The organism is Kitasatospora sp. NPDC094016 (assembly GCF_040304045.1).
Classification (GTDB): Bacteria; Actinomycetota; Actinomycetes; order Streptomycetales; family Streptomycetaceae; genus Kitasatospora.
In genome coordinates, this window is the sequence record NZ_JBEOUK010000002.1 from 339,584 (window position 1) to 361,769 (window position 22,186).

Sequence of the window (22,186 nt, forward strand, 5' to 3'; positions counted from 1 at the left end):
GGTAGCATGCGCTGACGGATGGTCGTGGTGAACGGAGGAAGAGATGGACGGGTCGGCAGACGAACGGCTGGGGCGTCGCCACCTGCTCGCCCGGGCCGGTGCGGTGGCGGTCGGCGGTGCGGTCGCCGGCCTGGCCGTCGGGCCCGCCGAGGCGGCGGGCCGCCAAGACCCGGGTCCGGCGGAAGGTGGTCCGGCGGGAGGTGGGGGCGGGCCGCAGGAGCGGCCGTTCGGGCCGGTCACGGTCCGCCCCGATGACTCCCGCTACGACAGCCTGCTGCGGGGCGACAACTACCGTTTCGTCGGCCGGCCGGAGGAGATCCGCCTGGCCGGCTCCACCGGGCAGGTGGTGCGGGCCGTCGCCGACGCCGTCCGCTCCGGGCGCCGGATCGCCGTGCGCAGTGGCGGCCACTGCTTCGAGAACTTCACCGGCGACCCGGCGGTGCAGCTCCTGCTGGACCTCTCTCCCATGGACGCCGTCGGCTTCGACCCCGCGATGGGTGCCTTCGCGGTGCAGCCGGGGGCGACCCTCGGGCGCGTGTACCGGACCCTGTTCAAGGGCTGGGGCGTGACGATCCCGGCCGGCGGCTGCCCGGAGGTGGGCGCGGGCGGGCATCTGGCCGGCGGCGGGTACGGTCCGCTGTCCCGCGCCTACGGCTCGGTCGTGGACTACCTGCACGCCGTGGAGGTGGTGGTGGCCGACCGGGACGGGACCGTCCGGGTGGTGGTCGCCACCCGGGACCCGGACGATCCGAACCACGACCTGTGGTGGGCCCACACCGGCGGCGGTGGTGGCAACTTCGGCGTCGTGACCCGTTACTGGCTCCGCTCCCGCGACACCCCCGACGCCCCCGGCCCCGACACCCCCGACCCCGACCCCGACGCCTTCGGCCCCGGCACCCGCACCCACGGCGACCCCGCCGCACTCCTGCCGCGCGCCCCGGGCGAGCTGCGGAGATGCCTGGTCGCCTGGACCTGGGACGAGAAGATGACGGAACGGGCGTTCACCACCCTGCTGCGCAACTACGGCGCCTGGCACGAGCGCAACAGCGAACCGGGCACCCCCGCGGCGAACCTGTACGCCGTCCTCATCGCCGGACACCGCAAGTCCGGCACCCTTGAGCTGGTCGTGCAGATCGACGCGGGCGTTCCGGGTTCCGACGCGGTGCTCACCGACTTCGTGCGCGCGGTGACCGCCGACGTGGGTGCCACCGAACCCGCCACCCTCCGGGGCACCATGCCCTGGCTGCCCACCAGCACCTGGCCGGGGACCGGCGAGGCCGGCAACTCGATCACCCGGCGCTACAAGGACAAGGCCGGCTACCTGCGCCGCTCCCTCACCGACCCCCAGCTCGCCACCGCCTACCGGTACCTGACGGACGGCACGGGCGGTGCGGAGTGCGGCCTGCTCCTCGTCGGCTACGGCGGCCAGGTCAACGCGGTGCCCCCGTACGCCACCGCCGTCGCCCAGCGCGACTCGGTCATGAAGGCCGTCTACTACACCGTCTGGGCCGACGAGTCGGACGACGCGGCCCGCCTGTCCTGGGTCCGCGGCTTCTACCGCGATGTGTACCGCGACACCGGAGGCGTCCCCGTCCCCGGCGAGGTCAGTGACGGCTCCTACATCAACTACGCGGACACCGACCTCGCCGACCCGGCGTGGAACACCTCCGGTACCCCGTGGCACACCCTGTACTACAAGGACAACTACCCCCGCCTGCAGCAGATCAAGGCCCGCTGGGACCCGCGCAACATCTTCCGGCACGCCCTCGCCATCGAACCGCCCGACCAGAGGCCGTAACGAAAGTCCCGGGGGAGGCGCGCCGGGGGTTCACTCGCACGAGTGATTGTGACGCTGTGCACATTGCCGGACACTCAAAGTATTCGGGGAGCCTAAGGGGGCTCTCCCGGCGCGAGGGGAGCCGTCATGGCCGCAGCCGAATCTTCCTCCATCGAGGTGCCGCGGATCGCGAGCAGTTCGCAGCCCGCCGACCGGGACCAGGGCCTCGCGGCGATCGGCGGCAACGTCGGCGCCGTGTGGCGGGGGTGGTGGACGTGGACCCCGGGGAACGGGACGTTCAACCTCCAGATCGCCTGGAACGTCATCGGGATCGACTCGACGGTCGTCATCACGGCCTCCGAGATCGACAGCAACGGGAACCGGTTCGTCGGCGCGGCGCCCTTCCAGGTGTCGAGCATCGCCCCCGGCAACGGACTGGTGACGTTCAAGATCAACATCGGCTGGGGCAGTGCGCTGCCGATGCGCACCGACCTCCTGGTCTTCAACTGAGCACACCTCTCCTGAGCACACCTCTCCGGCCGCCCGGGTCGCCCCGGACGCACAGGCCGGGGACCGTGCCGGTCCGGTGACGACCGGCACGACCCGCCCCGTGGCGGTTCCGGGTTCGCCCGAACCGCCACGGGGCGCCCGTTTTCCAGCTGATCGCACTGGTGGCACGCCTACCGCCACCCAGGGCCCGTCAGGGCCCTGGGAATCCGGCTCAGTGTCATCCGTCCAGCCCTCCGGTGCGGGTGGCAGGTGGAAGCCGACCTCGGCGCCGCCGGAGGGGGCGGCGGTGGCGAAGACGGTGCCGTCGACGGCGGCGTCCTCCTGGTGGGCGTCCTGTGCGGTACGGGCCACCTCCCGGGCCCGGGTCGAGACCGGCAGCGCCGGGCCGCCCGGGGAACTCCGGCCGGTTCCTCTGTCGGAACCACGTGACGTGGCCTCAAGATCCTTTCCTTGATGGAAACTTGACGAACACGAGTCGTCCCCAAGGCTTCTCTCTGTTCGAAAAATCGGTCTAACTATTAGCACCGAACGGGGCAGGGCCAGCACGCGGCAAGCGGCTGAAGCCCGCGGACGCCGGTGCCTTCCCGCCGTCGGGAAAGCCGCTCACCTTGCCCGACCGCGGCATCGCCATGCCCGCGTCGGCGAACCGTCGGATCGCGCAAGGAAAGAACTCGTGGTGTTCACGTGGGGGAGAGGGGCAAGTCAAGGATGACGAAGTCCGCAGGAGCGCGCAGATTCGCGCAGGTGGTGGCGCTGGTCACGGTGGTGGCAACCGCCGCGGCCTGCAGTGGCGGTGGTGGGGGCGGCGGCAGCGGCAACCCGGGTCCGGCCGGAGCGGCGGTGCAGGGGGGTGTGGTGCGGGTCGCCGAGGCGCCCTCCACCTTCCCGGACGCCATCTGGCCGTTCGACTCCCCGTCCCAGGTCAGCACGGTGAACACCAGCCAGTTCCAGCAGCTGTTCTACCGCCCCCTGTACTACTGGGGCCTGAACGACAAGGTCACCCTCGACCCGGAGGTGTCCCTCGGCGAGGCGCCCACCTGGAGCGCGGACGGCAATACCGTCACCGTCCAGGTCAAGCCGTGGAAGTGGTCCAACGGCGAGGACGTCAACGCCCAGGACGTGCTGTTCTGGATCAACATGGCCAAGGCCGAGTCGTCCAACAGCGGCTACTACACCCCGCCGAACCCGGCGATCGGCGCCAAGTACTTCCCGGACAACGTGGCTTCGGCGACCGCCTCGGGACAGACCCTGACGCTGACCCTCAACACCCCGGTCAACCAGACCTGGTTCACCGACGACGAGCTCAGCCAGATCACCCCGATGCCGCTCGCCTGGGACCTCACCGGCCAGGGGCAGAAGGGCAGTTGCGCGAGCGACGCGTTCGGTTCGGACGCCGCCGCGAAGGACTGCGCGGCCGACTACGCCTACCTCAGCGCGCAGTCGACCAAGGGCGGCGACTTCGCGGGCAGCCCGCTGTGGTCGGTGGTCGACGGCCCGTGGAAGCTCAAGAACTACAACGGCACCTCCGGCGCGTACGGGATCGTGCCGAACACCGCCTACTCGGGCCCGCAGAAGCCGCACCTCGACGAGGTGGACTTCGTCCCCTACACCTCGGCCACCACCGAGTACGCGGACCTGAAGGCCGGCAGCGGCGGCGCCAACGCCATCGACGTCGGCTACCTGCCGGCCGAGAACTCCCCGACCTTCAACGCCAAGAACCCGGACGCGGGCAACCCGTTGAGCAGCGCGGGCTACTACATCCCGGCCCCGACCTACCTGGACGAGATCTCGTACTACCAGATCAACTTCGCCAACCCGGCTGTGGGACCGCTGTTCAAGCAGCCCTACTTCACCAAGGCCGTCCAGGACACCGTGGACCAGCAGGGCATCATCAACGGCATCTGGAAGGGTTGGGGCTACCCGAGCACCGGCGCCGTGCCCAGCCTCCCGGCCGGCAACCCGCTCTCCCCCAAGAGCCAGTCCGAGCGCGCGACCTACGACCCGGCGGCCGCCAAACAGCTGCTGAGCAGCCACGGCTGGAACACCGACAGCGTCCCGGCCACCTGCACCGACCCGGGCACCGGCCCGAACCAGTGCGGCGCCGGCATCGCGGCGGGCACCAAGGCCGCGTTCACGCTCGACTACCCCTCGGGCCAGGCCGCGCTGGACACCATGGCGGCGGACATGCGCTCGGACGCGGCCAAGGCGGGCATCGGCATCACCATGGTCAGCCAGACCCAGAACACCATCGGCAACGAGGGCGTGGCCTGCAGCGCCGCCCAGCCGGCCGGCTGCCAGTGGCAGGGCCTGCTCTACGGCGGCTGGGTCTACGCCCCCGACTACTACCCGACCGGCGACGCGCTGTTCGCCACCGGAGCCGGGCCGAACGTCTGGAGCTTCTCCGACCCGAAGCTGGACCAGCTGATCGTCAAGACCACCACCGGCAGCGACGTCAACGACCTGTACGCCTACGAGGACTACATCGCGGGCGTCCAGCCGGTCATCTACACCCCCAACACGCTCGCGATCAGCGAGGTCACCAAGAAGCTGCACCTCGACGCCGGTGACCCCTTCCAGGGCTACGAGCCGGAGTACTGGTACTACACGAAATGACGGCCATCCGTAACGGCGTCGCCGCCGCCCCCCTCGGGGGGCGGCGGTGACGGCCTACCTCATCCGACGGCTGTTCCAGGCCCTCCTGACGGTGCTGATGGTCACCGTCATCTCCTTCGGCCTGATGCAGCTCATGCCGGGCGGCCCGGTCCGAGCGATCCTCGGCTCCCACGCCACCCCGGCCAACATCGCCCACCTGACCCAGCAGATGGGTCTGGACCGCCCCGTCTACGTGCAGTACTGGACCTGGCTGGACGGCCTGCTGCACGGCAACCTGGGCTTCGACTACATCCAGCAGCGCCCGATCTCCGACCTGCTGTTCAACGCCCTCGGCGCCTCCGCCTACATCGTCGGCGCCTCGCTGCTGCTCGCGCTGCTGATCGCGGTGCCGGCGGGCCTGCTCCAGGCCACCCGCCGCAACAGCGTGCTGGACCACGCCTTCACGGTGTTCTCCTTCGTCGCCTACGGCGTGCCGACGTTCTTCATCGGCTTCCTGATCCAGCAGTGGTTCGAGGACGACCTGCACTGGGTCTCGGTGCAGGACCAGGTGGCCACCTTCGGCGACGCGCTCACCCACCCCGGGGCCGTCTGCCTGCCCGTCCTGACCCTGACCGTCACCACCGTGGCCGGCTACAGCCGCTACATGCGCTCCGGGGTGCTGGACCAGATCACCCAGGACTACGTACGGTCCGCCCAGGCCAAGGGCGCCTCCCGGCGCCGCACCCTGTACGGCCACGTGCTGCGCAACGCCCTGATCCCGATGGTCACCCTGGTCGGCCTCTCGCTGCCCGCGCTGGTCGGCGGCGCGCTGATCGTCGAGTACGTCTTCAACATCCAGGGCATCGGCCTGCTGACCACCCGTGCCGCGCTGCAGAACGACTACGGCATCACCCTGGCGGCCACCCTGCTCACCGCGGTGACGACCGTGATCGGCTCGCTGCTGGCCGACCTCGGCTACGCCGTGCTGGACCCACGAGTGAGGCTCACCTGATGGCCCTGACAACCGGTACCACGGAAGGCCGGCCCGCCTCCGAGCCGGGCGGGGAGCCGGCCGGGCGGCCCCGCTCGATGCTCCGGCGCGGCGCGGAGGTCTTCGCCGAGAACAGGCTGGCCCTGGTCGCCGTCGCCGTCCTGGTCGCGATCATCGCCTTCTGCTTCCTCGGCCCGCTGTTCTACCACGCCGACACCTCGGTGGTGAACCTCTCCGCCGTCACCCTGCCGCCGGGCGCCGGGCACCCGCTCGGCACGGACAACGACGGCATCGACGAGCTCGGCAAGGTGATGGTCGGCGGGCAGACCAGCCTGGAGATCGGCCTCGCCGCCGGTCTGATCGCCGCCGTCCTCGGCGCGCTCTACGGCGCCGTCGCGGGCTACCTGGGCGGCTGGATCGACGCGCTGATGATGCGGGTGATCGACTCCTTCATGTCCTTCCCGCTGATCTTCCTGCTGATCTACCTCAGCAGCGTCTACGGGAAGAGCAAAGCCATGCTGATCCTGGAGGTCGGCCTGACCTCCTGGTTCGGCATCACCCGCCTGGTCCGCGGCGAGGCCCTGGCCATCAAGGTCCGCGAGTACGTGTCCGCGTCCCGGATGATGGGCGCGGGCGGCCGGCGGATCGTGCTGAAGCACATCCTGCCCAACACCATCGGGACGACGATCGTCAACACCACGTTCTCGATCGCCGACGCGGTCTTCGCCCTGTCCACGCTCAGCTACATCGGCCTGGGCCTCCAGGCCCCCAACAACGACCTGGGCGGCATGCTCGACGTCGGCACCACCTTCGCCGGCCAGGGCTGCTGGTGGATGATCTATCCGCCCGCCGCCGTGATCATCCTGATCATCCTGTGCTTCAACGTGATCGGCGACGCCCTGCGCGACGCCTTCGAAACCCGGCTGCAGAAGCGGTGAACCCGACGGAGGATCAGCAGTGGCGCTCCTCGAAGTGACCGGCCTGCGCACCGAGATCCGGCTGAAGCGCTCGGTGGTGCACGCCCTGGACGGCGTCGACCTCGCGGTGGACGTCGGCGAGACCCTCGGCATCGTCGGCGAGTCGGGCTGCGGCAAGACCATGACCGCCATGTCGATCATGCAGCTGCTGCCGAACGGCGGCAGCGTCGTCGACGGCCGGGTCCTGCTCGACGGCCACGACCTGCTCGCGCTCGGCCCCGAGAAGATGGACCGGGTGCGCGGCAACGACATCGGGATGATCTTCCAGGACCCGACCACCTCGCTCAACCCGACGATGACCATCGGCCGGCAGATCTCCGAGTCCGTGCGCATCCACCGCCGGGTCTCCCGGAAGGAGGCGCACGAGCGCGCCGTCGAGGTGCTGTCCCTGGTGGGGATGCCCAGCCCGGCCCAGCGGGCCCTGGTCTACCCGCACGAACTGTCCGGCGGGATGCGCCAACGGGCCATGATCGCCATGGCCCTGGCCAACGAGCCCAAACTGCTCATCGCCGACGAGCCGACCACCGCCCTCGACGTCACCGTCCAGAAGCAGATCCTCGAACTCATCGACCACCTCAAGCAGCAGCTCGGCATGGCCGTCATCCTGGTCACCCACGACCTCGGCGTCATCGCCGGACGGGCCGACCGGATCGCCGTCATGTACGCCGGGAAGGTCGTCGAGACCACCGGAACCGAGGAGCTCTACACCAACCCCCGCCACCCGTACACCGAGGCGCTGTTCGAATCGCTGCCGGAACGTTTCGCCGAGTCCGGCGGCCGGCTCTACTCGATCCCCGGCCTGCCGCCGGACCTGACCACCCCGCCGCCCGGCTGCCGGTTCGCCGCACGCTGCCGCTACGCCACCGAGCAGTGCCACGCGCAGGAGCCGCCGCTGTCCGGGGAGACCCCGGAACACCGCTACGCCTGCTACTTCCCGGTCGGCGAGGCCGAGCCGGGCCGCCTCCCGCCAGCCGTGACACCGCCCCCGGCGACGGCAGTACGGGCCCCGGCGGCGGTACGAGCCCCCGCGGCGCCCGAGGACGCACCGGCCGAGCCGCTGCTGCGCATCGACAGCCTGGTCAAGGAGTACGCGGTGACCAGCGGCCTGATCCTGCGCCGGGCCGTGGGCGCGGTCAGCGCCGTGGCCGACATCTCCCTGACGGTCCGCCGGGGAGAGACGCTCGGCCTGGTCGGCGAGTCCGGCTGCGGCAAGACCACCGTCGGCAAGCTCATCGTCGGCCTGGAGCGGCCCACCAGCGGCAGCCTGGTGTTCGAGGGCCGGGACCTGGCGCTGGTGCCACGGGCCGAGCGGCGCCGACTGCGCCGGGACGTCCAGCTCATGTTCCAGGACTCCTACGCGGCGATGAACCCCCGGATGCCCGTCCAGTCGATCATGCGCGAGCCGCTGGACATCCACCGGATCGACGGCCAGGCCGAGCGCGACCGGCGGATCAGGCAGATCTTCGACCTGGTCGGCCTTCCGCTCACCGCCCTGGACCGCTACCCGCACGAGTTCTCCGGCGGCCAGCGCCAGCGCATCGGACTGGCCCGCGCGCTGGCCCTGCGCCCCAAGCTCATCGTCGCGGACGAGCCCGTCTCGGCCCTGGACGTGTCGATCCAGTCGCAGGTGCTCAACCTGATGAGCGACCTTCAGGGCGAACTCGGACTGTCGTACCTGTTCATCTCGCACGACCTGTCCGTGGTCCGGTACCTGTCCGACCGAATCGGCGTGATGTACCTGGGCAAGCTGGTGGAGATCGGCCCCGCGCCGTCGGTGTACGCCCGGCCGGTGCACCACTACACCCGCGGCCTGCTGGACACCATTCCCGTGGCCGACCCGGTGGTGGAGAAGGCCAAGAGCAGCCGCGGCGTCGCCGGCGAACTCCCGTCCGCGATCGACCCGCCGTCCGGCTGCCGCTTCCGCACCCGCTGCGCGGCGGCGCAGCAGATCTGCGCGGAGGTCGAGCCCCCGCTGACCGCCTTCGGCCCCGACGACCACCTGGCCGCCTGCCACTTCCCCCTGCGGCCCGCCCCGACCCGCTGAACCGCCCCTCCGGCCGCGCCCCTCCGCGAGCGGGCCGCCGAGGCCGTCGGTGATGGGTCCGTGGCGGTGGCCTCCACCCCGAGAGCGGGGTGGAGGCCACCGGGCTGTTTCCGAGCGGCCGAGGGTGGGCCCGTTCTGGATGCTGTCGAGCCGCCAGCGCTGGCGGTCCGATCCGTCACAGGCCCAGATGCCCAGCTGCCCAGCTGCTCACCGGCGTTGTTGGTTCTCAGGCAACCGCCGTCGGTGTCGCTGGTGATCCAGAACCAGCCGCCTCCGGCGTCGTGGAAGGCCCCGTGCTGGTCGGCGTTGCCGTCCATCGTCCGGATCAGGTGGGCGCGGTGGGTGCCCGGGTCGTGGTCCATGACCATGCCCTGGCCGGCGGCGGCCTTGCCGTCGGCCAGCAGCGTCTCGATGATCCAGCGCCCGTTCGCGGTGGGCCAGAACGCCCAGCGCTGCGCGTCGTTGCCGTTCGCGCCGAGCGCGAAGCCGGTGGTGCGTGTTGCCAAAAGGCACGGCCGTGTGTCGCGTAACGAGACATCAGGGACGCTATCGGAGTCGCTGACGTCACACGCTCCGTCGATTCGCCCGCGACGACCGCGATCCCGACGAAGCGCTTCGGCTCCGACAGTCACCGGCCCGAGGCGCGGCCCTTCCTGACCTTGTCGACAAGGCTTGTCGAAAGGCCGGTAGAGAACCGGAGGGAGGGGTACGGTCCCGTGCATACCGGGTCCAAGGGCGTGCACGGGATGGGGACCATCATGGCACCACCGGAAGAGATCAGTGTCGGCCAGCGCATCGCGGCATACGAGGACGTGAGGGGTTTCAGCCACCGGCAGTTGGCGGACCTCGCGCACGTCTCCTACAGCCTGCTGACGAAGGTCGTCTCCGGACACAAGGCGGCGACTCCGGAGTTCGTCTCAGCTGTTGCCAGGGTCTTGGGAGTTGAGCCGGGCGACCTCCAACCACCCTCGTACAGTGACGGCATGGCCGCTGACCCGCTGGTCCCGCTGATGGGGCCGATCCGTACCACCCTCGACAGCTCTGCGGGCCGCGCGCGAGTACCTGCGGGTCACCGCCTACCTGCGGCTCGGCGACCTGGACGCCTGCCGCCGTCTCCAGGCCTCCGGCCGCAGCCACCTGGACGGCACCGACGACAAGACCCCGTCCGCGCTGATCACCGCTGGACAGCTGCACCTGGGGGCCTCGGTGATCGCCGCCCGCGCCGGCGAGACGGACCTGATGAAGCACCACCTCGAAGAGGCCCGGCGCCACCCCTACCGGCACCAGACCGAGGCCGCTGTCCGGCAGCTGCTCGCCGACGGCGTCGAGATCGGCGAGAGGGCACCAGGCCCCACCCTCGTGGCCTCCACCTACCCGAACGGTCGAAGACAGTGGAGGGCAGGCCTGCCCCTCAACGGCTTGGCGAGGAGTTGAGGGGCGAAGTACTACGTTCAGGGATGGGCGCGCTCGATCGCCTCGAAGATGTCCGCGTCGGTCTCCTGCTGCCAGGACGGCAGGTCGACCCAGTCGGCGACGTAGCCAGGCTTGGGGTTCTCGATGTGCTTGTGGATTTGAGCAATCCAGCACGTCGCGACGAACCTGCCCTTCTGCTCTCGGGTGAGCTTGGACGTATTGCCGTTGCTCACGCTGATGAAGTCTCGGACCTGGCCGAATACGGCGGTGGCGCACTCGCGCTCCCAGTCGGGGGTCTCTTCCCAAGGGGTGACATACCCAGCCTTTGGTTCGCCCGGGTAATGCTTCGAGACGCCCGCGATCCACGCTTCGCGGAAGATTCGTCCATCAGACGACATGTATTACTCCTTCGTCAGACAACGCCGTCAAGCGCCGAGATTTGCTGATGCAGTGTTGAAGCCCGACCGTCGGCCATGAGCGGGACGAGGCGGTTCTTTACGCCCTGCAACTTCTTGCCGATGTAGCCCGAGCCGGTTTGGTCCGCCAGTTCCAAAGCAGCGCGGGTGTAGTGACTCACCTTGTCGAGATCGTGGCGTTCAGCACCCAGGGCTGCCAACTCGGCGAGCACTGCCCCTCGGCGGCGCAGTGAGAGTTGCTGGGAGAGCGCGGCTGTCAGTGCTTGCTCCGCCAGGTCTGGGCGCCCGAGTGCGAGATAGCACGTTCCGCGCTCCTCGGCAAGGCGGGAACCGTCGAAACGAAGCCAGCCGCCGTTGTGATGTTGCCCGGACAGGGTGTGTACCTGCTCGGCCTTGTTGAGCGAATGCGTGGTCGCATCGAGGTCGCCGAGACCTGCGTGCGCCTCCGCCTGGACCGCCGCAACCCAGTACCGGGTTGAGAGTTGAGGGTCTCCTCGTTTGGCGATCTGGGAGGCCGCGGCCAGTATCGGAGCCGCGACAGCGAATCGACGTTCGTAAAGTTCCACGAAGGCGTGTCGAGTCAGCGCACAGGCCCACATGTCGAAGGCGCCAGCTTCCCTGCTGGCGCTCGCTGCCAGGGTGTAACAGTGCGACGCCTCGGCGTACCGGTTGGCGTCGAAGAAGATCTCACCAGCGAGCTGATACAGGTCTCCCACCAGTGTGCAGAGGTGCTGCCGCGAATCATCGCTCTGGCTTTCCCCCAGCCCTTGGGCCAGGAGACCCAGTTGGTGCCGCACCATCGGATACAAGACCTGCTTGGAGTCGGAGAGGCTGAACACCTTCCATAGGTGTGAGTTCAGGTCTGGGCCGGTTTCTGTCAGTGACGCGGCCAGGCTGGAGCGGGGCGAGGGCTTGTCGGCGCTCGGTAGGGAGATGAGCGCACCGGTCACGGCGAGCAGACTCAGGACATCGCGGCGCTTCATGTCGTCAGTATCACCAAGAGGCGGGGTAGCGGTGTAGACCACCGAACGGTCAGGGGCTAGCACCTCTGGTGTGAGGAGGTCCGCCAGCCCCTCAGGGGTCACCTTGAGGAGCTTTGCCACCTTGGGATGTACGTATCCCTGCGGATCGGTCTTGCCGGCCTCCCAGCGGACCACTGTGGAGACTGCCACTCCCAACTCGTTGGCGAACTCCTCCTGACTGTAGCCCAGCGCCTTGCGGCGCTTCGCGAGACGGGATCTTCTCGGCGTCACGGCGGCCTCCGCTCGGATCGAAGTGCCCAGGTCAGGCCGGACAGTGCGTTGATTATGCCCGACAGGTGCTCATCTTCTGCTCTGGTTCGCGACAACTCCTTGGCCGTTCACTGGATGTCGCGACTTCCGAGAAGTGAAGGAGGACCGTCCGATGGAGAGACGCGCCCCCAGGCGTGAGTACCGAGAGGTCGTGACCGGCCCCTCGAAGTTCGAACGACAGCGGCTCCCCGCCGGTTGGAGCCCGCTGGACGACTACCGGGCGGCCAGCGCTGCCGAGCGGGCCCCGAGCGTGGGGACGCTGCTCCAGGTGGACGCCGTTCGGTCCACCTGCGTCTGCCCGAACTGCACGACCCGCCGCGCCGACCTCTCGGCCTGAACCGCGACCAGCACCACCACATCGCACGCCCCGACCCGATGGAGAGGCGCAACTGTGAACAGTGTGATCCAGGGTGACCCGGTCCGGCACCGTGCGGACGGCTGGACGGGCACCGTCGCCGAGACTCTCAGCAAGCTCGCCAACTACGCCTGGGTGAACCGGGACAGCTCGGCCGACACGTACCCGGACATGGTCCTCCTGGCCGACTTGGAGCCCGCGGAGTGAGCAACCCGCTGCTGCCCGTCCGCGTGACCGCGCCGCTTCCCGTCCGAGCGAGCCCCCCGCCGCCGACGCCGATCCGGATCACCGGCGAGGGGATGGTCGTGGATCGCCCCGACGGCTACCGGCAGGGGACCTGCTGGGTGTGCCACCGCGAGACGCTGGTCTGCGCCGGGACCACGCTCCAGGCCCCCGGCGAGGATCAGAGCACCTGCCACGCGATCTGCGACGACTGCATTGCCCGCGCCCGCCGGCCCCACCGCCGCGCCGCGCTGCGGGCCGCGCTCGACCCGCGCCCGGCGTAGGCCGCCGTGGACGACGGCCAGGAGGAGTACCGCGAGGCAGCCGACCGGGCCGACCGGGGGCTCCCGACGCCGCTGCCGGTCGCCATCGCCCAGACGGTCGCGATAGTCCTACTGGCGCTTGTGGTGACCGCGCTCATCGCCTCCGGCCGCTTCTGACCGTCACCCCACGTCCCCTGGAGCCCCATGAACTCCCGGCCCGTCGTGAAGCCTCCGACGGGCCGGGGCACCACGCACGACTGCCCGCCCGGACCCGGGCGAGCAGAGCCAACCCGATGGGAGACGCACGTGAGCACCGCCACCACCATGGAACTGGACGAGCTGGGCAAGTTCTTCAAGATCACCGCGCGACGGATCGATGCGGGCGAGACCGCGCCGCAGATGTTCTCCTCCGCGATCGACGCGGCGTGGCACACCCTCGTCGCGGACCCCGCCGCGCACGAGGCGTTCACCCTCCAGCACGCCGGCCGCAAGCTGGCCCACGTCGAGAGCAACGGCAACGGCTTCATCTGCTGGGTGGGCGCGTACGAGGAGGCGTACGGGCCCCTGCCGGAGGTCTGGTTCACCGACGCGGACGGCAAGGTCGACACCGCCGCCTTGGCCCACTACCGGGACACCGGCGAGGTCTGGGCCGAGTGGGACTGCTCGCCCGAGCCGAGCGGCGACGACGACCTGATCCCGGTGGCGTCGTACCTGTGATCATCGCACCACTCGACGGAGCGTCCCTGCCGACCGCCGGGGCGCTCCGCCTCACCGAGGCCCGGACGGAGAACCCCGTCGGCGTGAACGTGGACGGCTACCTCGCCGGCCTGTACGAGCACTGCCCGTTCCTGCGGCCGTCCATCCGCCGGGGGATGACCGGCTGGACGGTCTACGAGATCGCGCCGGGCAGCCACCGGTACGCGGTGGAAGCGGAGTTGTTCTACGCCGGGGTCCAGGCCGCGGAATGGGTCCGCCCGCTCATGGGACGGCCGCACGGTGTCCTCGCGTGCGAGAACGTGGTGCTGGCCGGGCACTGCGAGGGGGCGGACCACCGGGAGCTGATGGCCTGGCCGCACTGGGCGCTGAAGAACCTCTACGCCCCGGTCGGCGTGATGTTCGGCAAGTTCGCCCAGGGGGCGGTCGAGACCGGCCGGCGCGGGCAGAGCATCCCGCCGCCGCCGTTCTCGTTCCTCCCGGTGCGGGCGGGCGTCCGGCCGCTGGACCCGAAGTTCCTGGAAGGCACACCCGACCTCGCCACGGCCCTGTCCGTGGCGGTGGACGACGGCCGGGACGTCTTCGAGCCCCTCCCTTGCGAGTGGAAGGCAGTACGAGAATGGGCGAGTTCACTTCCCATGCCGCAGCGGCGCTGACGGCGGCGGAGGACATCTGCGGGCCGGTCGAGCTGGAGGAGATCAGCGACCGGCGGGGTTCGGCGGTGTGGAAGGCCAGCGGCCCGCGCGGGGTGGTGGGCATCAAGCTCGGCACCGGTGAGGCCGCCGAGGTCACCGCCCGCGAAGCCTCCGTGCTGGAGCAGCTCCCGGACTACTCCGTGACCGTCGGGCGCTTCGACGGCGGGGTCTGGTTCGTCACCCCGTGGCTGTCGGGGCCGTCCACCTGGGACGTCTTCCGCCCGGTCCGCAAGGACGACAACGGGAAGGACAGCGCGCTCGCCGCTGCGGTCGCGCTGTGCAGCTCCGTGGCCGACCTGCACCACGACGGGTGGGTGCACGGCGACCTCCAGCCCCAGCACGGCATCCACACCGACGACGGCGTGCGCCTCCTGGACTTCGCGTGGTCGCGGCAACTCGGCACCCTCCCGTGGTCGACGTTCGACGGCACGATGATCCACCTGACCGCCCCCGAGCTGGCCGCGCGGATCATGAACGGCCCCCAGCCCGTCGAGACCACGCAGAGCGCCGACGTCTACGCCCTCGCCGGGACCCTGTGGACCTGCACCACCGGTACCTGGCCGCTGGACTACGAGACCGCCGGACTCGGCAAAGGGACGCCGCTGGATGCCCTGCGCAAGGCCATCGCCCACCGCGCCATCCCGCTGTCCACCAGGCTGCCTTGGCCGTCCCTCCAGGCCCGCCTGCGGCACGTCCTGATGGCCGCCTCCGACGACCGGCCGACCGCCGCCGAGCTGACCATGCTCGTGAAAGCGGCGGACGCGTGATCGAGCTGCGGGAGCTGGTCCCCGGCGACGCCGACGCCCTGCTGCGCATCTACAGCGCGGAGGCGACGAAGTACCTGGGCAGGTCCCCGATGGACGCCGCCGAAGCCCGGTTCTACACCCGCACCGCCACAGCCTCCGCAGCCTCGACGCCACGCACGCTCTACACCCTCGGTCTGGTCGCGGCCGGCGACCTGCTCGGAATCGTCAAACTCCACCTTGAGCGGCCCGTCGCCGCGATCAGCTACATCCTGCGCCCGGACGCCTGGGGACAGGGGCACGCTACGGAGGGCGTGCGCAGAGTCCTCGCCCTGGCCTTCGGCCACCTGGGGCTGCCGGAGGTCCGCGCCAAGCACCACCCGCACAACCCCGCCTCCGGCCGAGTCCTGGTGAAGGCCGGGTTCACGCCCACCGGCGAGCACGCCGGGTTCCTCACCTACACCATCCGGCCGCCATCGGCGGCAAGCCCATCCCCGCACAACCGGAGCACCCCATGGAACGCGCTGTCCTCGTCCTCGCCCTGCTCGTCTACGCCGTGACCGGCGTCCGGTACTACCACACGCCCCAGGACGACGCGGACCTCGGCACGCTCCGGTACGCCCGCGTCGGCGACCGGCGAACGGTGGAGGTCTGGCAGAAGGGGCTGGGCTTCAGGGTCCAGGTCTTCGACACTCACTGACCATCTCGCACCCCCGCCGCCTTCAACCCCCAGTGGCGGGCGAGGCCCCCGTCCTGTGGCTGCCCCCGCTGCCACAGGACGGGGCCCTCCCACGGGGTAGAGGTCGCCAAAAGGTTGGGCGTGCCCCCGGAGGCGTCGACTGTTCGCCGCTGCCGTGTTCGCACTCGCCCACGGCCGGCAGGCCGAGCACCACGGACAGCCAGGAACCGTCGTAACACCCCAGGAGAAGCTGTGTGGGCCAACACCCGACAAGACCGGCAAGCCATGCTCAGGGCCCTCGTGATCGCGGCCCTGCCGGCCATCGCCCACCGCCACGCAACCGGCATCGGCATCCGTGTCCTGGGCACCATGTACGGGTGTGACCCAAAGTGGCTGCGCGACCAGATACTCAAAGCCGGGCATCCTGTCCGCCCTATCGAAGAGGCCACCGCCATGCGACCCATCGCCCCCGCGCCGTGGAAGCCCCTCCCGCTGTCGAAGGGGACCCGACTGCCCTGACATCAGGTGGGCGTCGGCACGGCCGTGGCCCCTTGCACCTCAGCTCATTCCCGCAGGTCGGGAACAAGGTGCAAGGGCAGTGCGTTCTTCCATGCCGTGGCCCAGATGAGATCACAAGGTAGCGCCTTCAACCGGGATCCGTGCTCGGGGTTGATCCTGGCCAGAAGGGGATTCGAGTCGGGCCCCTGTGGTTCGGTGCCTGTCTGATAAGTCGGATGCCCGTCCGGACCTGCTCGACGCCCTCGCACAGGTCCGCCGCTCTCCGCTTCCTGCTGCCCGCGTCAGCGCTCCACGGACGGCCCGGGCTGCTCATCCGTTCGGGTGAGGCGAGGTTGGACGGGGGCCGGGGGTGGCAGAACGGCGGGCATGACGACTTCCTCCACCAGACGCCGTCGGGGCCGCCCCGGCAAGCCGGCCTTCGCGCCCGCGCCCGTCCGCCAGGCCGCCGGTTCCGCGGTGCCGTCCGGTCCGCGCCGACCTGCCGCCGGGTGCTGTCGGACCTGGAACAGCGAGCACAGGCTGCCCGGCGGCCAGGTGGTCCGGACGACCTGGCACCAGCCCGCCTGCTCGGCCTGGGCTGCCCGGTGACCACGCACCAGGCGCCGGGCGGTCCGTCCCGGTTGCGGATGGGCGGCTGCCCCGGGGCGGGGTGCTCCCGGGGCAGCCGTGGTGCGGGTGCGGGTGGGGTCAGCTCTGCCCGCCGTTGCTGATGCCGGTCTCGGTGGCGATGCCCCCGACGCCGCCCGGGCCGACCGCGACGGCGCCGGTGAGGAAGGAGGAGCCACAGGGGCCGAACTGCGCGTCGGTGACCTGGAGGGCGCTGCCGTTCGGGCCGACGGCGAACGCGCCGCTGTCGAAGTTGAGGGTGGGGATGTTGTCGGGCGCGGCGGCGGAGGCGGTGGTCGCCGCGCCGATGACGAGCGGGAGGCTGAGGACGGAGACGGCCAGGATGCGGTGCGCGGTACGCATGGGTGGAACCCTTCGAGGTGCGAATGGTGAGGGTGGATCGGACGGCCCTGGTGTGGCGGCCCGTCACCATCCACACACGGTCGTGTGCGCACCGCTACCGGGGGAGGCTGTTCGTACCATCGGTTCACTCGACCCTCGGCCCGGCTCTGCTCGCCGGGCCCGGCCTGCCGGCCGTGGACCCACCGGCGCCTGCCTCGCCCTTCCCGCCTGCCCCGCCCGCAGGACCTGACTCCGTCAGGCGAGGTTCTGTTCCAGGGCCGCGAGGTAGCGCTTCATCGCGTGGTCGCGCACACCGGCCGCGGCCGGAGCGAACGCGTCGGCGGTCAGGCCCTTGGCACGGTCGGCGAGCCCGGCGACCAGGCCCATGGAGTCGTGGAGCCGGCCCGAGGAGTCGATGTACTTCAGCGCCTCGACGTGGGTGTAGGCCGGCTCCGGCGGCAGCTGGGGCACGATGTCGTTGTTGTTGACGAACCGGTACAGGCGCCCCTTGAACCCCTCGTTGCAGGCGGCGGCGAGCAGCCGGTCACAGGTGCGGGGCTGCCCGAACGTGATGATGCCGTCGGCCTGGAGGCGCGGGTCCTCCAGGTACAACCGGGCGCCGGCCAGCATCGCCAGGGCTCCGCCGAGACTGTGGCCGGTGAACCACACGGTCTGGCCGTTGGTGCGCAGCTGGGCGTGGGCGTCCAGGACGTCCGGGAAGACCGACTCCAGCGCTTCGGCGAAGCCGAAGTGGACGTAGCCGGTGCGGGCGGGCCCGGGCCAGGGCGGCGTGGAGGAGTCGGAGAGCCAGTCGCGGATCTCGGCCGGCTGGGTGCCGCGGAACGCCGTGACGATCATGTGGTCGCTGGCCATGGTGTAGGCCTGGGTGTCCTCCAGCGGGAACGGCGGAGTGAACCGGGTCTGGTGGTGACGCACCCGGTCGAAGCCCCAGTCGCGGGCCTGCCGTTCGATGGTGGCCTCGTCCTGGTAGGCGAGTTCGGACGCCTTCGCCAGCCAGTAGGCATGCGGGACGCTGTAGTTCTTCGCCTGGTGGTCGAAGGTGGTGGGCACGGGCACGGCGATCTCTCCTCCGGGACGGCCGGCGGACGGGGGACGCACCGCCGGCGCGGACATCTGACCCGTCGTACCAGAGCGCGGACCGCCGCCCCGGGCGGGCCGCGCCCGGATGTCACCCCGACAGCCGAGCAGGCGCACGGGGGCGGCTACCGGTGGTAGAGGGTGTGGGCGCGCGTCAGGTCGGCGGGCCCGTTCCGGCTGATGTGGAGGAAGTGGTTCACCTGCCAGGCCTGGGTGCTGCGCGCTTGCCGGTTGGTCGTGGTCACCCATGGCGGGTAGACGCGGAACCCCCGTTTCCCGCCGGAGCCGTTGCGGGAGACGATGTCGCGCTCGCACAGCACCTCGCGTGGGAGGACGAACTGCCCGAAGCCGTTGTCGTCGCGGCAGCTGATGACGAAGAGGTCCACCCCGTCGTCGGTGTCGAAGGGCCGGATCGGTCCCTCCTCGGATCGCAACCACACGGTGACGAACTGGCCCGCCTTCGTCGGGGTGGTCTTGGCCGCCCGGAACCGGACCGAGCGGCCGTCGATCGTGAACCGGCAAGCCGCGTATTCGGCGCTCTCCGGTTCGGCCACCGGGGGCGAACAGGCGAAACCGCTCGGGTCGTACACCAGTGCCTTCGCCGCCAGCAGGTCACCGTGAAGCCCTGCCCACGGTTGGTTCGTCAACATCCCGTCATCCTGCCATCGGGACTGCCGCTCCCTTGGACCAGAGCTGCCCTCCTCGCACAGGCCCGCGATCGGCGGGCCCGTGTGCCCGAACGGAACTCCCTGGTTGCCGCAGGTCAGGTCCTTGGCGGGCCGCCGGCCGGTGGTCGGGTAGTGGTTGACGTCGGCGCTCGCGCAGGACGGGCCGGCGGCCGGCGGCGAGGGTAGGTCCGTCCCCCGCACGGCGCAGGGATGGGTTCATGATCAGACTTGCGGCGTACGGGGGACGGGCTGACGTAGGGACAGAGTCCCACGTCCCGCCGGCCGCCCATCAGGGTCGACGGCGTGTCAACCGCCCGCCGGCGCTCGCACCCGCCGATCTGCGCGAGTTCTTCAGGGGAACGGTTCCTCAGGGGCGATATCAGGGGTGATATCAGGGACGGTCCGGAGGTGCCGATCCCGCGTGGCGCCGTAGCGTCGGCGCGTCGGATGGCCGTTGCCCCCGACCGACCCCCACGGAGAAGGCGAGCGTGTGTTCCGGAGCAAGGTTCCAGCAGCGGCCCCGTGCCCCCCGGGTCCTCCCGGCGAGGGGCGGGCCCCGGGCCAGCCGTACGTCGTCGAGGCGGGTGCGGGCGGCATCGGCGTCGTCGAGCGGCACGGGATGCGGACGGCCGCGCTGGAGCCCGGCGGCAATGGGACGAAGCCGTGCTGAAGATCGCCGTAGCCACCCTGCGCCACCGCCTGGCGGGCTTCGTGGGCGCCTTCCTCGCCCTCACGCTCGGCACCACGATGATCGGCATGATGACGCTGACCCTCGCCGCCACCTTCGGTACGCCGCATCCGGGTCCGCAGCGGTTCAAGGAGGCCTCGGCCGTCCTGGCGCCGCAGGGCTTCGACGGGCGCCCGATGAAGGCCCCCGCCGTCCTGCCGCCCGACCTCGTCGCGAAGGCGGCCGCGACCGGGCACGCCACGCCCGACCGCAGCTTCCCCGTGCAACTCGCCTCCGGCTCCGGGGGGATGACGGGCCACCCCTGGTCCTCGGCCGCCTTCGCCGGCTACCGCCTGGCGACCGGGCGCGCGCCGCAGGCCGCGGACGAGATCGTCGTCAGCGGTGGCCCCCGGGAACTGGTCGGACGCCAGACCGGCGTCACGACGGGCGACGGCGCAGGCCACTACCGGGTGGTCGGCGTCACCGACGCGCTCTGGTTCGAGAACGCGGTCTTCTTCAGCGCCGCCGAGGCGCAGCGCCTGTCACCTGGCGTGAACGCGCTCGTCACCGACCAGGACGCGAAGCAGCTGGCCGCGCTCGCGGGCGACCAGGCCGTGGTCCTCACCGGCGGCGGCCTGACCAGGCTGGACCCCGACTCCACCGGCGGCGCTCAGGCGCTGGCCAACGCCCAGGCCATGGCGGGCAGTACGACCGGACTCGCCGGGTGCGTCGCGGTGTTCGTCGTCACCGCGACCTTCGCCTTCGCCGCTGAGCAGCGCCGCCGCGAACTGGCGCTGCTGCGCCTGGTGGGCGCGGCCCCCGGGCAGGTGCGGCGCATGGTGCTCTGGGAGGCCCTGCTGATCGGCCTGGCCGCGGCGGTCGCCGGCTGCCTGCTCGCACCGCTGTGCACCGTGCCGCTGCGGTCCTGGATGCTCGACCACCACGTGGCCCCGTCGTGGTTCACCATCCCCGTCACCGTCCTGCCGCTGCTGGTGGCCGCCGTCATCGGCGTCGCCGCCGCGCTGGCCGGCTCGGGCGCGACCCTGGTTCGCGTCTCGCTGATCCGCCCGATCGAGGTGCTGCGCGAGAGCGTGCTGGAGCGCCGCGCGATGACGCCGGTCCGCTGGCTGCTGGGGGTGGGGATGCTGGCCGGCGCAGTCGTCGCGGGGGTCGCCATCTCCCGTACCGAGCCGTACCTCGCGGCCAGCGCCCGCAAGTACGAGGTGGTGCCGGTGCTCTACGTCGGCGCGGTCACCCTGCTGGCCCCGGCCCTGCTGCGCCCGGTGACGAGGCTGCTGCTCCGCCCGCTGCGCGGCTGTGCCACGGCCGGCCCGCTGCTGGTGCGGGAGAACATCCTCACCTCCCGGCGCCGTACGGCCGCCACCGTGGCGCCGATCGTGGTGGCCGTCGGGCTGGTCGCCGCGATGCTGACGATGCAGGAGTCCGGCGACGCGACGCTGCTGGCCCGGCAGCAGCAGGAGATCCGCGCGGCGGCCGTGGTCGTGCCCGGCGGCTCGGGGATCGATGGTCCGACGCTCGCCCGCCTGGCGGCCGTGCCCTGGATCAGGGTCACCCCGGTCACCTCGATGAACCTCCGGATCGGTACCGCCGCCGGTGAGCAGATCGACTCGCTGAGCGCGAAGGCCGTCCCGGCGGCGGCGCTGGGCGTCACCGTCACGCCGCCGGTGCTCTCCGGCTTCCTCGCCTCGCTGCCCGAGGACTTCCTGGTCATCGACGAGCACGCGGCCGAGTCCGACGGTCTGGCGGTCGGCGACCGCGTGGTCATGCTGCTGCCGACCGGCGCGAGGGTTTCGACCGTCGTCGCGGCGGTGGTCGCGCGCGGCCTGAACGGGGACGACACGTACGTGTCCTCGGCGCTGACCGGCGCGCTGATGCCGAGCCGGGTCTACCTCGACTCCTCGGCGGGCGCCGGCGCGGCGCTCGACCCGCAGCAGACGGCCGCGGTGAACCAGGCGCTGGCGGGCTCCGGCGCGCACGTGGTGACCTACGACGCCTACCTCGGGGCCGAGCGCGCGCATGCCGCGCAGCAGACGGACAACGCCGCAGTGGTCATCCTGGGGATCGCGCTGGTCTACGCGCTGATCGCGGTCGCCAACACCCTGATCATGGCGATGGCCGGGAGGTGGCGGGAGTTCGCCCAGCTCGCTCTCGTCGGCGCGGTGCGCGGTCAGATCGTGAGGGTGGCCGCAGTGGAGTCGGCCGTGGCGGTGGCCGTCGGCACCGTGCTCGCCGCCGTGGCGACCGCGCTCGCCGCGCTGACCCAGCACGTCTCGCTGGGCGAGCTCGTGGCCGACGCGCCGACGGTGGTCCCGTGGGCGCGGATCGGGGAGACCGTCGCGCTCTGCGCCCTCGCCACCCTGGCCACCGCGGCGGGCGCGGCCGTGCGGGCGACCCGCCGGCGGGCGGTCGGGAGCGCGGGCGTCCACGAGTGAGGAGCCACCTGGCGGCAGGCCGAGGCCTTCGGGTGAGCACCACCGGGTCGACGCCCTGTCAACGCACCCGTCGACGGGAGCGTTGACGCCGCGTCTGCCGGGGCCCGGTGGCATGACCGCAGGCCGGTTCCAGGGGGGAGCCGCCCGAGA

At 71.1% G+C, this 22,186-nt stretch carries 22 protein-coding genes and 1 pseudogene; 18 read left to right on the forward strand and 5 right to left on the reverse strand.

What is annotated here, in order from left to right; genetic code table 11:
• Positions 1 to 43: 43 nt before the first annotated feature.
• From ABT015_RS03290 to ABT015_RS03325, 8 genes and pseudogenes are all read left to right on the forward strand, one after another.
• Entirely contained in the window at positions 44 to 1,798 is a 1,755-nt protein-coding gene (locus tag ABT015_RS03290; protein WP_350876239.1) for an FAD-binding oxidoreductase, read from the forward strand.
• A gap of 126 nt (positions 1,799 to 1,924) precedes the next feature.
• Entirely contained in the window at positions 1,925 to 2,287 is a 363-nt protein-coding gene (locus ABT015_RS03295; RefSeq protein ID WP_350876241.1) for a hypothetical protein, read from the forward strand.
• A 708-nt stretch (positions 2,288 to 2,995) separates the two neighbouring features.
• Positions 2,996 to 4,900 (forward strand): ABC transporter substrate-binding protein, encoded by a 1,905-nt coding sequence (locus ABT015_RS03300; protein ID WP_350876243.1) that lies wholly within the window; start codon positions 2,996 to 2,998, stop codon positions 4,898 to 4,900.
• A gap of 46 nt (positions 4,901 to 4,946) precedes the next feature.
• A complete protein-coding gene (locus ABT015_RS03305) occupies positions 4,947 to 5,891 on the forward strand; it encodes an ABC transporter permease (protein ID WP_331743615.1) in 945 nt (314 codons plus the stop codon).
• Positions 5,891 to 6,808, forward strand: a complete 918-nt coding sequence (locus tag ABT015_RS03310; protein WP_350876246.1) for an ABC transporter permease — start codon at positions 5,891 to 5,893, stop codon at positions 6,806 to 6,808. The genes ABT015_RS03305 and ABT015_RS03310 overlap by 1 nt, the downstream gene beginning before the upstream one ends.
• Positions 6,809 to 6,827: 19 nt before the next feature.
• Positions 6,828 to 8,891 carry an ABC transporter ATP-binding protein gene (locus ABT015_RS03315; RefSeq protein WP_350876248.1) on the forward strand — a complete coding sequence of 688 codons (2,064 nt, stop codon included), beginning with the start codon at positions 6,828 to 6,830 and terminating at the stop codon, positions 8,889 to 8,891.
• Positions 8,892 to 9,649: 758 nt separating this feature from the next.
• Positions 9,650 to 9,838 (forward strand): annotated as a pseudogene (locus tag ABT015_RS03320) (helix-turn-helix domain-containing protein); the annotation flags it as partial.
• A 259-nt stretch (positions 9,839 to 10,097) separates the two neighbouring features.
• A complete protein-coding gene (locus tag ABT015_RS03325) occupies positions 10,098 to 10,325 on the forward strand; it encodes a hypothetical protein (RefSeq protein ID WP_350876250.1) in 228 nt (75 codons plus the stop codon).
• Positions 10,326 to 10,342: 17 nt separating this feature from the next.
• On the opposite strand, the gene ABT015_RS03330 is transcribed toward ABT015_RS03325, so the two are convergent.
• Positions 10,343 to 10,702: a hypothetical protein gene (locus ABT015_RS03330; protein WP_350876252.1), complete on the reverse strand. Its 360-nt coding sequence runs from the start codon at positions 10,700 to 10,702 to the stop codon at positions 10,343 to 10,345.
• A 14-nt stretch (positions 10,703 to 10,716) separates the two neighbouring features.
• Positions 10,717 to 12,003, reverse strand: a complete 1,287-nt coding sequence (locus ABT015_RS03335; protein ID WP_502897260.1) for a helix-turn-helix transcriptional regulator — start codon at positions 12,001 to 12,003, stop codon at positions 10,717 to 10,719.
• 160 nt (positions 12,004 to 12,163) lie between these two features.
• Between ABT015_RS03335 and ABT015_RS03340 the strand changes: the two genes are divergently transcribed.
• The 9 genes from ABT015_RS03340 (at position 12,164) to ABT015_RS03380 (ending at position 15,704) form a co-directional block, all read left to right on the forward strand.
• Complete coding sequence (locus ABT015_RS03340) at positions 12,164 to 12,349, forward strand: hypothetical protein (protein WP_350876257.1); 186 nt, start codon at positions 12,164 to 12,166, stop codon at positions 12,347 to 12,349.
• A 54-nt stretch (positions 12,350 to 12,403) separates the two neighbouring features.
• Positions 12,404 to 12,574: a hypothetical protein gene (locus tag ABT015_RS03345; protein ID WP_350876259.1), complete on the forward strand. Its 171-nt coding sequence runs from the start codon at positions 12,404 to 12,406 to the stop codon at positions 12,572 to 12,574.
• Entirely contained in the window at positions 12,571 to 12,873 is a 303-nt protein-coding gene (locus ABT015_RS03350; protein ID WP_350876261.1) for a hypothetical protein, read from the forward strand. The genes ABT015_RS03345 and ABT015_RS03350 overlap by 4 nt, the downstream gene beginning before the upstream one ends.
• Before the next feature lie 6 nt (positions 12,874 to 12,879).
• Positions 12,880 to 13,029 carry a hypothetical protein gene (locus ABT015_RS03355; protein WP_350876263.1) on the forward strand — a complete coding sequence of 50 codons (150 nt, stop codon included), beginning with the start codon at positions 12,880 to 12,882 and terminating at the stop codon, positions 13,027 to 13,029.
• A 129-nt stretch (positions 13,030 to 13,158) separates the two neighbouring features.
• Positions 13,159 to 13,569 (forward strand): hypothetical protein, encoded by a 411-nt coding sequence (locus tag ABT015_RS03360; protein WP_350876267.1) that lies wholly within the window; start codon positions 13,159 to 13,161, stop codon positions 13,567 to 13,569.
• Positions 13,566 to 14,222 (forward strand): hypothetical protein, encoded by a 657-nt coding sequence (locus ABT015_RS03365; RefSeq protein WP_350876269.1) that lies wholly within the window; start codon positions 13,566 to 13,568, stop codon positions 14,220 to 14,222. Before ABT015_RS03360 ends, ABT015_RS03365 begins: the two co-directional genes overlap by 4 nt.
• Positions 14,186 to 15,028, forward strand: coding sequence for a serine/threonine-protein kinase (locus ABT015_RS03370; protein WP_350876271.1), 843 nt, complete (start codon positions 14,186 to 14,188; stop codon positions 15,026 to 15,028). The genes ABT015_RS03365 and ABT015_RS03370 overlap by 37 nt, the downstream gene beginning before the upstream one ends.
• The gene (locus tag ABT015_RS03375; protein WP_350876273.1) at positions 15,025 to 15,564 is read left to right on the forward strand and encodes a GNAT family N-acetyltransferase; all 540 of its coding nucleotides are present in this window, start codon (positions 15,025 to 15,027) and stop codon (positions 15,562 to 15,564) included. Before ABT015_RS03370 ends, ABT015_RS03375 begins: the two co-directional genes overlap by 4 nt.
• Positions 15,519 to 15,704, forward strand: a complete 186-nt coding sequence (locus ABT015_RS03380) for a hypothetical protein (protein ID WP_350876275.1) — start codon at positions 15,519 to 15,521, stop codon at positions 15,702 to 15,704. The genes ABT015_RS03375 and ABT015_RS03380 overlap by 46 nt, the downstream gene beginning before the upstream one ends.
• Before the next feature lie 1,185 nt (positions 15,705 to 16,889).
• Here the strand turns inward: ABT015_RS03380 and ABT015_RS03385 are convergent.
• From ABT015_RS03385 to ABT015_RS03395, 3 genes are all read right to left on the reverse strand, one after another.
• Positions 16,890 to 17,171, reverse strand: coding sequence for a hypothetical protein (locus tag ABT015_RS03385; protein ID WP_350876277.1), 282 nt, complete (start codon positions 17,169 to 17,171; stop codon positions 16,890 to 16,892).
• Between the two features lie 234 nt (positions 17,172 to 17,405).
• The gene (locus ABT015_RS03390; protein WP_350876279.1) at positions 17,406 to 18,227 is read right to left on the reverse strand and encodes a lipase family protein; all 822 of its coding nucleotides are present in this window, start codon (positions 18,225 to 18,227) and stop codon (positions 17,406 to 17,408) included.
• A gap of 146 nt (positions 18,228 to 18,373) precedes the next feature.
• Positions 18,374 to 18,898 (reverse strand): MepB family protein, encoded by a 525-nt coding sequence (locus ABT015_RS03395; RefSeq protein WP_350876281.1) that lies wholly within the window; start codon positions 18,896 to 18,898, stop codon positions 18,374 to 18,376.
• Positions 18,899 to 19,579: 681 nt separating this feature from the next.
• Between ABT015_RS03395 and ABT015_RS03400 the strand changes: the two genes are divergently transcribed.
• A complete protein-coding gene (locus ABT015_RS03400) occupies positions 19,580 to 22,036 on the forward strand; it encodes an FtsX-like permease family protein (RefSeq protein ID WP_350876283.1) in 2,457 nt (818 codons plus the stop codon).
• Positions 22,037 to 22,186 lie beyond the last annotated feature (150 nt).